The 12,016-nt window shown below is 44.2% G+C and carries 7 protein-coding genes; 4 read left to right on the forward strand and 3 right to left on the reverse strand.

What is annotated here, in order from left to right:
• The first annotated feature begins 65 nt into the window (after positions 1-65).
• From KXQ82_RS02260 to KXQ82_RS02270, 3 genes are all read left to right on the forward strand, one after another.
• On the forward strand, positions 66-2,228 hold the full coding sequence (locus KXQ82_RS02260; protein ID WP_255563362.1) for an alpha-glucuronidase family glycosyl hydrolase: 2,163 nt from the start codon (positions 66-68) through the stop codon (positions 2,226-2,228).
• 32 nt (positions 2,229-2,260) lie between these two features.
• A complete protein-coding gene (locus tag KXQ82_RS02265; protein WP_219486398.1) occupies positions 2,261-3,322 on the forward strand; it encodes a glycoside hydrolase family 43 protein in 1,062 nt (353 codons plus the stop codon).
• Between the two features lie 131 nt (positions 3,323-3,453).
• Positions 3,454-5,424, forward strand: coding sequence for a family 43 glycosylhydrolase (locus KXQ82_RS02270; RefSeq protein ID WP_219486400.1), 1,971 nt, complete (start codon positions 3,454-3,456; stop codon positions 5,422-5,424).
• Between the two features lie 71 nt (positions 5,425-5,495).
• Here KXQ82_RS02270 and KXQ82_RS02275 read toward each other — a convergent pair whose 3' ends face one another.
• From KXQ82_RS02275 to KXQ82_RS02285, 3 genes are read right to left on the reverse strand one after another with little or no spacing between them, the layout of a single operon-like run.
• Complete coding sequence (locus KXQ82_RS02275) at positions 5,496-7,043, reverse strand: glucuronyl esterase domain-containing protein (protein ID WP_255563363.1); 1,548 nt, start codon at positions 7,041-7,043, stop codon at positions 5,496-5,498.
• Between the two features lie 51 nt (positions 7,044-7,094).
• Positions 7,095-9,878, reverse strand: coding sequence for a beta-galactosidase GalB (gene galB, locus KXQ82_RS02280; protein WP_219486403.1), 2,784 nt, complete (start codon positions 9,876-9,878; stop codon positions 7,095-7,097).
• A gap of 40 nt (positions 9,879-9,918) precedes the next feature.
• Positions 9,919-11,109: an endo-1,4-beta-xylanase gene (locus KXQ82_RS02285; RefSeq protein WP_255563364.1), complete on the reverse strand. Its 1,191-nt coding sequence runs from the start codon at positions 11,107-11,109 to the stop codon at positions 9,919-9,921.
• Between the two features lie 292 nt (positions 11,110-11,401).
• On the opposite strand from KXQ82_RS02285, the gene KXQ82_RS02290 reads away from it, so the two are divergent.
• Positions 11,402-12,007 carry a LacI family DNA-binding transcriptional regulator gene (locus KXQ82_RS02290; RefSeq protein WP_219486404.1) on the forward strand — a complete coding sequence of 202 codons (606 nt, stop codon included), beginning with the start codon at positions 11,402-11,404 and terminating at the stop codon, positions 12,005-12,007.
• Positions 12,008-12,016 lie beyond the last annotated feature (9 nt).

Here is a 12,016-nt window from a genome sequence, read left to right on the forward strand (position 1 = left end):
ATTAACGGATCAAGGTTTTACTGCCTGCATTAATTTACCCGGATAAGCTTGTTTAATAATTATTTATGAAAGTACGCTCAATAGCATTAATAGTTCTAATTATATTAGTAATTAGCCAATTTGCAAAGGCCGAGAACGGATATGACCTGTGGTTGAGGTACAAACCCGTTACTAATGCTATATTAAAAAGCCGGTATCGCAGCATGTTGGATCATGTTTTTTTTCCGGCAGAGTCCGACCGGTTAAAGGTTGCCGAAAACGAACTGGGTATTGGTTTGGCAGGTATGATTGGTACTAAATTGCAAGAAACCACTATAGCGCAAAGCGGATTAGTTATCGCGACAATTGATAAGATAGGCCAACTCAAAAAGTTTATACCTGCCGGCACATCAGAAAAGATAGGTGCAGAGGGCTATATTATAAAAACCGTTAATAATGCCGGACACTTAACTGTGGTATTAACCGCTAACTCAGATCTGGGTATTCTGTACGGTACGTTTCATTTTTTAAGATTATTACAAACAGAAAAAAGCCTTACCGCCTTAAGCATTATAGATTATCCTAAAACAAATTATCGGGTGCTTGACCACTGGGATAACCCTACACGAACTGTTGAGCGTGGCTATGCGGGTTTTTCTATCTGGAACTGGCATAAACTGCCTGGTTATATAGATACCCGTTACCTTGATTATGCCAGGGCCAATGCATCGGTCGGTATTAATGGTACGGTACTTAATAATGTTAATGCCAACACGCAAATGCTTACGCCGGCATACCTGGTAAAGGTAAAGGCACTGGCCGATGCTTTTCGCCCGTATGGTATCAAGGTATATTTATCTGTAAAGTTTAGCAGCCCTGTAGAGTTAGGCGGATTAAAAACAGCCGACCCGCTCAATGCCGATGTTAAAAAATGGTGGCAGGATAAGGTTGATGAAATATACGGGTACATACCCGATTTTGGCGGGTTTTTAGTAAAGGCAAATTCCGAAGGGCAGCCCGGCCCGCAAACATATGGCCGCAGCCATGCAGATGGTGCAAATATGCTTGGCGATGCCCTGGCCGCACACCATGGAATAGTGATGTGGCGCGCCTTTGTTTATGATGATAAAGTTCCGGATGACAGGGCAAAACAAGCATACAATGAGTTTAAACCCTTTGACGGTAAATTTAACAGTAACGTAATTATACAGGTAAAAAATGGCCCCATCGATTTTCAGCCACGGGAGCCTTTCCATCCTTTGTTTGGCGCGATACCAAATACTGCGGTAATGCTCGAAGTTCAACTGACGCAAGAGTATCTGGGCTTTTCAACACATTTGGTTTACGAAGCTCCGTTGTTTAAAGAGTGCCTTAATGCCGATACCTACACTAAAGGTAAAAACAGCACAGTGGCCCGCATATTGGAAGCAAAGGATAACCCTAAACTGATAACAGGTATGGCCGGTGTTGCCAATATAGGTACCGATGTTAACTGGTGCGGGCATCCCTTCGCGCAAGCCAATTGGTATTGTTTTGGCAGGTTATCCTGGAATCCCGAAGAAACTGCTGCTGATATTGCCGATGACTGGCTGCGCATGACGTTCACAAATGATAATGCTTTTATCAAACAAATGAAAGCGGAAATGCTACAGTCGCGAGAGAATACAGTTAATTATATGACGCCCCTAGGCCTGCACCATATTATGAGCGCAAACGGCCATTACGGCCCGGGGCCATGGGTGGATAATTTAGGCAGAGCCGATTGGAATGCTGTGTACTACCACAAAGCCGACACTGCAGGCATCGGGTTTGACCGTACACATACAGGAAGTAATGCATTGGGCCAATACTCGCCCGAGGTGCGCAATTATTTTGAGAATTTGAATACCTGCCCCGATGAATATTTACTATGGTTTCACCACCTGGCATGGAATTATAAAATGCGGTCCGGAAAAACACTTTGGGAAGAAATGGTACATCACTATTACATCGGTGCCGACTCGGTAAAGCACATGCAACAGGTATGGAACTTGCTGCAGCCCTACGTAGACCCGGAGCGTTTTAACGAAGTTAAGCAACTGATGGCCATACAATATGAAGAGGCCATACGCTGGCGGGATGCTTGTGTACTTTATTTCCAAACTTTTTCGCGGCAGGCTATACCGGCCGCTTATCCAAAACCCGAGCATGACCTGGCTTATTACCGCAATTTGCGGTTCCCAAATACACCGGGGCAAGGAGTTAATTAAACTGTAATCAATTTTAATACATACAAATATTTATGAAACGAAATTTTAAACTGATAAGGCTCATCATCACAGCCGTAATCCTATCACCCGCATCAATGGCGATTGCACAATCTTCTCCCAAATACCTATCACAGCCACTTATCAAAACTATTTATACTGCCGACCCATCTGCACATGTGTTTAACGGTAAGATATATATCTATCCTTCGCATGATATTGATGCAGGTATACCCGAAAACGACAATGGCGATCATTTCGCTATGCGCGATTATCATATCTTATCAATGGATAATATTAATGGCCCCGTTACCGACCATGGCGTAGCCCTGGATATTAAGAACATCCCCTGGGCAGGTAGACAATTATGGGCGCCCGATTGTGCTTATAAAAATGGTACATACTACCTGTACTTCCCCGTAAAGGATAAAAATGATGTATTTCATATCGGTGTAGCTACATCTAAAAATCCGGCAGGCCCGTTTAAAGCCGAACCGCAGCCCATGAAAGGCAGCTTTAGTATTGATCCTGCTGTTTTTACTGATACCGATGGTCAAAGCTATATGTATTTTGGTGGGATATGGGGCGGCCAGCTACAACGTTGGGCAGATGGAAAGTATGATGCAAATGGTTCAAAAACTGATTTGAAAAAAGATGATGAGCCCGCACTTAGCTGCAAAATAGCTAAGCTAAAACCCAATATGAAAGAGTTTGATGGCCCGGTAAAAGATATCACCATTCTTGACAGTAACGGAAAGCCTTTATTGGGTAAAGATCATAACCGCAGGTTTTTTGAAGGCTCATGGATGCATAAATATCACAATAAGTACTATTTTACCTACTCAACCGGCGATACTCATTACTTAGCTTACGCTATAGGCGATCATCCTTATGGCCCGTTTAATTATAAGGGAATATTTTTAAAACCGGTTCAGGGCTGGACAACACACCATTCCATTGTTGAATTTAAGGGTAAATGGTATATGTTCTATCACGATACTCAGCTTTCGGGTAAAACACATTTGCGCAATATAAAAGTAACGCCCCTTACGCATAATGCAGATGGCAGTATTGCCATGATTGACCCGTTTAAATAGGGAAATAAAGGACAGCCTTGTGCTGTCCTTCGTAATTTCCAGCAGGATACATTGCTGGTAGCATTATCAACAAAAGTGGCACATGCTGTGGTGGGCTAAATCTATTTTAGTGGCCTATAAACTTATTATTCATGTATTTCAGATCTGTAAATTTTTGCGGCAGCATTTCTGCCGCTCTTTTGGTATTTGCATTATTGGGTAGCCCTTCATCAATCAAGGGGCAGGATACCCAAAAACTTGCTGCCGGTGTAAAAACCTATGTTAACCCGGTAATTGCAGGCGATCACCCCGATCCCACTTTACTTAAAGTTGGCGATGATTTTTATATGTGCGGGTCAAGCTTTCACTTTGTACCCAATCTTCCTATACTGCACTCGCGTGATCTTATACATTGGGAAACCATTGCACGCGTTGTACCGGCTAACTGGTCGGACCTAAAATCGGGTGCTCCCGGCGCAGGGGTATGGCAGGGGGCAATTACCTACTTTTATGGTTCGTACCGCATTTATTTTTCGAATGGATCGGGCGGGGGGCAGTATTTTTCGACAGCGGTAAGCCCAGCCGGACCGTGGACATTACCTGTAAAGGTTAAAACCACTGCCGAAACAGGTTTCATCGGTTACGATAACTCCATTTTTGTGGATGATGATGGTACACCTTATATGATCATCAAGCCCGGACAAACCACCAACAGGATGCAGCAGATAGGCCGCGATGGTCACCTTACCGGCAAGCTCATTAACATGGACTGGGTAAACCGTAATAAAAAATATAGCTGGGCCGAAGGGCCGGTTATGTGCAAACGCGATGGCTGGTATTATTATTTGATGGCAGGCGATGTTACCGGGGGGCAGTTTATATTGCGTTCCAGATCGTTGACTGCTGACTCGAGCAAGTGGGAAAATTTGGGTAATGTTTTTGATTTTTCTAAAGACCCGAAAAACCGTTTCCGCTCAGTTAATCACATGTCAACTCCTTGGATGCTGAAAGACGGGACCTGGTGGTGCATTGCACAAAGTTATGATGCGCCTATAGGAAATGATTGGAGCGGACAAGGGCGGCAAGACCTTTTACTGCAGGTACAATGGACACCCAACGGTAAACCATTTGTTCCTTACCCGTCTGATGAGCCGCTCGCGAGGCCAAATCTTCCGGATGACGGCTCGCACTGGTGTTTCCCTGTTTCTGATGAATTTGCCACATCATCACTCAATTTAACATGGCACTTTTTAAATAAGGAGGCAGCAGGGTCATATTCGCTCACTGAGCGCCCCGGATGGTTGCGATTAAAGCCACAGGGAGGTAAAACGCATATTCTGCAAAAGGAAGCCGGACACGATTATGCTTTGGTTACAAAGGTTGATATTGATGCTACAGCCGCAAATGAGCAGGCGGGCATATACATCACATCGGGCAATGAAACGGAGCATGTGCGGCTTTACAGCGGTTATGATGAGGGTAAAAAAATAGGCTTTTCGTTTGGCAAACAATCGTTCAATGTAAGTAATACTATTGGTAATATAGTTTGGTTGAAGTTAGAACGCCACAACCATGATCTTTCCGGATTTTGCAGCCCCGATGGTGTTAAATGGACAGCCATTGGCAATGTTATTGATGCCCGCGATATAGATAAAACACAACCAAATTATAATGCATGGGTAGGTACAAGCGATGGACTTTTTGCACAGGGTAAACAAGCTGATTTTGATCTGTTTTTATATAAAGATGGCTTTGCACCGCTTGCAATAGCAGGATGTAATAATTATTACGGACTGAAACTATCTGATAATGGGGTAACAAATACAGGCAATTGGGGATGGGCAATGCTTGGCGGTATTGATATTGGAAGTGTAGCAAGGCGTGCTAAATCTGTATCAATAACAGCGGCCGGTACAGCAGTTGCTAAGGTTGAAGTATGGATAGACAATATTGGCGGCAACGGAAAGTTAATAGCTTCTATTGCTATGCAGGCGACCGGTGGAGAGAATAAATGGGACACTTTTTCAGCCAATATTAAACCTACAACTGGCCAGCATGATGTGTACCTGCGCATTGTTGGCAGTGCACAACCGACAATATTAAAAACGTTAAAGTTTAATTGATAAACAGGATATGATTAACATAAAAAGCCAGGGTTATATATTATTTAACCCTGGTTTTTTGCTGTAAAAGGCTATTTTGATTCTGCTTGAGGCCGTATAAATTTATCGGCCCATTTGATAAAGTATTTGATGTTTGGCGCATCGGTATGGCCACCGTCGTGCTGCCGCCAGGCTAACTGCCCATCCAATAAGCCGGTATTAACAGGTGGCATTTTCTCGGTTTTATAATTGTTTGAAAGGCCAAGATCTTTAGCTCCAAGTAACTTAAATACCTGCCCGGCCGCTATTGTTGCCATATAACTGCCTTGGTGATCGAGCCAGTGAGCATCACCTTGTTCGGGAACGCCATAACTTACAAATGTTAGCCTTGGTGCACAAAGCGCTATTAATTCGTGCGAATCAACCGGTATATCATTGGCTGTTTTGCTGCCGAAAACTGATTCAGATGTGGCATACTTCATATAGTTGCCGGCCATCCAGTAATGCGCTCCGTTAGCAAGGCTTTCTACAGCTTCGCCAAAATTGCGCCGGTTGGGTTTGGTGCCCCCTTGCCCTGATGAGCCAATAAGTACCATAGCAAAGCGCTCATCAAAAGCCATGGTTACCAGTGCTGCCTTACCATATCGCGAAACGCCTTCAATGCCTACATGCTTACTGTCAACCATGGGCTCGGTTGCCAGGTAATCTAAGCCACGCGAAGCGCCCCATGCCCAGGCACGCAAAGCGCCCCAATCATCGGGTTTACGTGGTTGACCTTTGTTTACCAGGCCAATAATGCCTTTAGTAATACCGGCTCCGTTATCGGCCTGTATACTTGCAGGCTCAATAAGAGCGTAACCCCAGCCATCGGCAATTAATTGCTGTGCCGCCGGCAGATCGCCGGCGGGCCGGGGTGCAAACGGATTGATACCCGAACTTTGTGGTGCTACAGGCTGGTAAGCCGGATAACGGTCAAATACCTGCTTCAGTTCGGGGTGCTCTTTTATCAGCAATTCCTTCATGGCATCATTTATAGTCTTAAGGTCTTCTTTATTAGGTTGTGCCGGGGCAGGCAAGGTACTTTGGGCAAACATCATTAAAACAGGTACAGGGCCTTTTGCATTGGCTGGTAATACCAGTGTCATGGCAATATTTACATCAAGCAGGGGGTAATTGCTATTATCTACATGGCCAATAAGTTGTTTGGCTATAACCGGTGTAAAGCCTATAAATTCTTTATCAGTTATTTTTACTACCCAGGTAACCTTAGGTACTTGTTTGGGTACACGGCCATATACTTCGCGTTCAAAATCTTCTATAATCTCCGGGCGTCGTTGCTTCCACCATTGCTCGGCGGTGGTTATTTTTTTTCCGTTTTTAAGTGTTAATGCGTCTGGGTAATCGAGGTAAGGATTTGCCAGGGCTTCGTCGTTATTTGCATGGTTAGGTGCTTTTTCATCACCACTTGGTCCGGGTCGCATCGCTTTTATTCCCAGCTGCCTCATCATATCCTCTTTGTCCTGCTGCGAAGTAAAATTAACCGGGGCCGGAAAGCTACCTGCGGCCGGTTTCCCTTTATCCTGCGCGGCAATATGTGTTGCTGCGAAAAGCAGGAGGAAGGTAATTCTTCTCATTTTCATGTGCTTATTATTAGGTTTTATTAACTCAATAATTATGTGAAATACTATTCACTATTGTGGCATGCATTTGATCAATATAGTTTGGCTTACTAACCCTTCAGATTCTGCTTTTAGTTTTATCATGCCTGTTTTGCCTGCTTTGGCACGTACAATAACAAGACATAAACCGTTAAAAACTTCGCGCGTATGCGAGGCGAACGACTCCAGGTTTGTGGCATCGCCATTATCAGTAGCCACTATCTCGCCCGGCCCTTCGATAGAAAAGCTGATTTTGTTTTTTGTACGTGGTACCATACGCCCATCATTGTCGCTCACCTGTACGGTAATAAATGCAAGGTCTTCGCTATTATCCTGTATAACTGAACGATTGGCGAATAGCACCAGTTTACTGGCTGCACCGGTTGTTTTAACCATATCTTCGGCCCATTTTTTACCGTTTTTGTAAGCGGTTACTTTTAGCTCACCGGGTTCATACTTTATACTATCCCAGCGTAAGCGCGATTCATAAGGCTGCATTTTTTTACGCCCCATCGATCTTCCGTTCAAAAACAGTTCTGCTTCATCACCCGATGTAAAAACGTGCACGGGCGTTATGGCGCCAATGCGGTCGGCCCAGTTCCAATGTGGTAATATGTGTGCCATAGGTAACTCGGGCCGCCATTTTGATTGGTATAAATAATAGCGATCCTTTTTAAAGCCGGCCAGATCAATGATCCCGAAATACGAGCTTCTTGACGAATAGTAAGGGGTAGGTTCGCCAAGGTAGTCCCAGCCGGTCCACACAAAACTGCCTGCTACAAACGGGTGCTTATCCATTGTGGCGAATACCTTATCTGCCGAAGCGCCAAAATCTACCGAATAAAGCTCGTAGGCACTTACCTGGTGCTGTTTAGGGTCGCCACCAAAATTGTCTTTTACGGGTGCGCTGTTGCCTCCATAAACAGGGAACATATATTCGCCCCGGCTACTCAAAGCTGCTGCATTTTCGCTGCTGATAATTACCTTGCCGGGAAATTTTTTATGAAATGCCGGAAATAACGGCGGGGTACTGATACCTTTTAAACCCGCATAAGCATCGCCGTTACGGATACCTTCGCCCTGGTAATTAAGGCTGATCACATCAACAACAGCAGGCAAGGGCATGCCCGGCTTGGCATAGTTCATGGAAACAGTGGCCGGGCGGGTAGGGTCCTCATCTTTTAATATGCTGTAAAGCATCTTTGCTACTTTTGCGCCTTGCTCATCGGTATATTGTTCACCTACTTCATTACCAAAGCTCCACATAATGATAGAGGGGTGGTTTTTATCGCGACGAACCATAGCCCTTACATCCTGCTCATGCCAATCAGGAAATACGAGGTGAAAATCAAGCGCTGGTTTCTTTAACTCCCAGGCATCAAATATTTCATCCAATACCATAAAGCCCATTTTGTCGGCCATGTCGAGCAACTCGGGGGCAGGTGGGTTATGGGATAAACGGATGGCATTGCAACCCATTTCTTTGAGCATTTCGAGTTGGCGCCGGGCGGCAGTGGCATTAAAGGCCATGCCGAGCGCCCCCAGGTCTGAGTGTTGGTTCACGCCATTTAAAAATACTTTTTCGCCATTTATAAAAACTCCTTTATCGGGATCAAAGCGCACATCACGAATACCGAATGGGGTTCGATAAGTATCGATAACTTTTCCTTTATACGAGGTGGTAGTAACAGCTACATAACGTGCGGGGTTTTGTTTGGGCAGAGGTTGCCATAATTGAGGCTTCAAAATGAGGGTATTCCCCAAAACGGTATCGCCGGATCTCGCTTTTATAGTAATATTTTGCGGGCTTATTTTCGCGACAGGTAAACCAAGGGGTTTATCGTTTACACCCATCAAATAAATTTGAGTGGCTACGGTATAGGTACCGGGTGTTTTGCTATCATTATTAAGCACAACTTTTAGCGCAACTTTGGCAGATGCTTTAGTTACATCGCTGGTTTTTACAAAAGTACCCCAATGCGCCACATGGGTAGGGTTTACAATGTTTAACCAAACATTACGGTAAATGCCCCCGCCCGGGTACCAGCGTGATGAATTTGCCGGGTTATCCAACCGTATAGCCAACTGGTTTTTTCCTCCCGGGATAATATAAGGTGTAAGGTCAAGCCGCCATGAGGTATAGCCGTAGGGCCAGCCACCCACTAATTTGCCATTCAACCATACCATCGCGTATGACATGGCGCCATCTACATCTAAAAACACGGATTTTTCGGCATCAGATAAAGGTATATCGAGCTTTCTGCGGTACCATGCCACACCCTGAACGGGAAGCCGCCCCATTCCGCCACCTATAATAGCATTACCTGCTTTGTAAAAAGGCCCTTTGATGGCCCAATCATGAGGGAGGTCTACATTTTCCCAGGCTTTATCATCAAAGTCTGGTTGTACGAAAGGGAAGTTTGAACCGGGGTTGCCTTTAGGCCGTGAATGCCATTGAGCCGGATTTTTGATAAAAGGGTTACCTGCAGGCAATATATAGGGTTTAAGTACAGCCCCATTAGCGGTTACTTTTACGGCCTCAGTAGGTCGTGCATCAGCAGGGCGGCCGTCTATCTCACCCTTTGTATCGGGCCTTACATCGTAAATTAAACTGTCGCTGTTGCCTGCGGGGTCATATCTGTAAAATTTCCAACCGCTATTGATCAAAATTTTTTGCGCGACAGATGAAGATAGATCAGCAGGTTTGGTTTGCGATAATAATACATTGCAGCAAAGTGTATTGGTCAGCAACAACAAAAGGACCTTTCCCAAACCATTAGGGCAGCGGTTTGAGAACAATGAAAACAAATATTTCATATTTCTTTACGGTGTATTATCGGTGTGTGCCTTTACTGAATTAAAAATTTACTACCGACCAATATGCCTTTTTGGGCTGTAAGTTTTCATCGAACAGGAGCGGGTATGCTTTTTTTATGGTTCGGCTTACAGTTTCGGTAGCTGCTGCCCCGCCGGCTAATCCGCCACCCCTGGCATCGAGCCAGCTATAGCGGTCGGATAGATTCCAGAAGGTAACACCGGTGATATTCTTTTTATATGCCCTGAAAACATCGAACATCTCTTTGTATCTGTCCGCCTGGCGCTGCGCCAATGCCGGTGTTAAACCCGAGTCGGCCTGTAGTTGTGGTTCACCGGGTGCAGGTCTTTTGCGCTCACGTACGGTCATGTCCAATTCAGTTACCTGTACCTTTAAGCCAAGGGATGTGTATCTGTCTAATGCTTTGCGCAGCATATCGGGTGTAGGGGAGGTTAAATTCCAGTGCCCTTGCAGCCCTACTCCATTAATTGGAACTTTGGCGTCAATAAGGTTTTTTAATAATTTGCAGATCTTTTCGCGTTTTGATTCATTCTCGCTGTTATAATCGTTGTAATAGAGCGCCGCGCTAGGGTCGGCCGCATGGGCGTATTCAAATGCTTTGGCAATAAAATCTTCGCCGCATATCTGGTACCATAAAGAGTTACGCATGTAATTGTTCGGGTTATCGTCAATAGCTTCATTAACCACATCCCAGGCATATATTTTGCCCTTATAATGGTTAACAACAGTAGTGATGTGGTTTTTTAACCGGGCTAATAATACCTCTTTGCTTACCTTATTTCCCAGGCTGTCTTTAAACATCCACTGCGGTGCCTGGGCATGCCACAACAAATTATGACCCCTTATGCGGATGTGGTGCGCTATAGCAAAATCAACAATCGCATCTGCATTTTTCCAATTGTATTCATTTTCCCGTGGGTGTATCGGCGCCATTTTCATATCGTTCTCCGGGGTGATGCTATTAAATTCACGAATGATCAATTCTGATTGCGCTCCCTTTAATGCGGCTATGTTAACAGCCACGCCGATGGGGAAATAGCTTTTATAGTAATCCTTCAATCCCTTTTGGGAGGCAGTGTGTAACGGCATGTTAGGCTTGGGCTCCGGTTTGCCCCCCGTCCATTGGATACTACTAATGGCCATTGTAAACACCGCAATAATTACGGTATACTTTACCCTGTTTTGTAATAAGTTATTTATCAAGCTAGCCATATCAGACATAAAAGTTCATGTTGGTTTGTATGGGGGCAATTTCAATAAAAGTCATTATTTATAATGCTACGTATTAAGTTTTTAATATAACCAAATGTTCAATCAGTTCTATTAATAAGTCCCTTTAAATAAGAAATAAATTATTTAGCATATAGCTAAGCTTTTGCTAACAGATAAATGCCGGCCTCAAAATAGTGAGTTTAACATTTATACTATAAAACTTGAAGATTTGACCCCCTTGAGCATAGTGTAAGTACCTAAATTTATTAATCGGGCATAAAACTAAATCCCGATGGTAATAATAATGGCCTACAAAACTGTCACCATTAAACAAATTGCAGATCAGCTGCAACTTACGCAAGGTACCATTAGCCGCGCCTTGAGAGATGACCCCAAAGTTAAACCGCAAACTAAGGTAAAAGTAAACAATATGGCCCGGCAACTTGGTTATGTTGTTTTGGAAAGAAATATTAACCCGGTACCCTTTATATCGCCAAAAGCAGGAAAATCAGGCGTTACCATTTATGATATTGCCGAGGAGCTTAATTTGTCGCCTTCTACAGTTAGCCGGGCCTTAAACGGGATAGGTAAGGTGAGTAAAACCACGGCAAAAAATGTGTTTGATGTTGCCATGTTTTTAGGGTATTCTGTAAATGATGGTGCAAGGGCCTTACGCTCATTAAAAGTTTCGTCCGGCCAGGCCAATACAAAAAAAATCACCATTTATGATATTGCGGATGAGTTAGGTATTTCGCCGTCAACTGTAAGCCGGGCCTTTATCAAAAACTCCGGTGTGGCAAAGCAAACCCAATTACGGGTATTAAATGCAGCCAATAAAATGGGTTTTACACATCATGAAGGCGCACGTAAACTACGGGGCTGTAAAATAAAGGTATAGCTTATTGTT

The organism is Mucilaginibacter rivuli (assembly GCF_019391655.1).
GTDB lineage: Bacteria > Bacteroidota > Bacteroidia > Sphingobacteriales > Sphingobacteriaceae > Mucilaginibacter > Mucilaginibacter rivuli.

Excerpts from the sequence above, each read along its gene's own strand:
- KXQ82_RS02260 (WP_255563362.1), top strand. The coding sequence starts at position 66 with ATGAAAGTACGCTCAATAGCATTAATAGTTCTAATTATATTAGTAATT.
- KXQ82_RS02265 (WP_219486398.1), top strand. The coding sequence starts at position 2,261 with ATGAAACGAAATTTTAAACTGATAAGGCTCATCATCACAGCCGTAATC.
- KXQ82_RS02270 (WP_219486400.1), top strand. The coding sequence starts at position 3,454 with ATGTATTTCAGATCTGTAAATTTTTGCGGCAGCATTTCTGCCGCTCTT.
- KXQ82_RS02275 (WP_255563363.1), bottom strand. The coding sequence starts at position 7,043 with ATGAAAATGAGAAGAATTACCTTCCTCCTGCTTTTCGCAGCAACACAT.
- galB (WP_219486403.1), bottom strand. The coding sequence starts at position 9,878 with ATGAAATATTTGTTTTCATTGTTCTCAAACCGCTGCCCTAATGGTTTG.
- KXQ82_RS02285 (WP_255563364.1), bottom strand. The coding sequence starts at position 11,109 with ATGGCTAGCTTGATAAATAACTTATTACAAAACAGGGTAAAGTATACC.
- KXQ82_RS02290 (WP_219486404.1), top strand. The coding sequence starts at position 11,402 with ATGGTAATAATAATGGCCTACAAAACTGTCACCATTAAACAAATTGCA.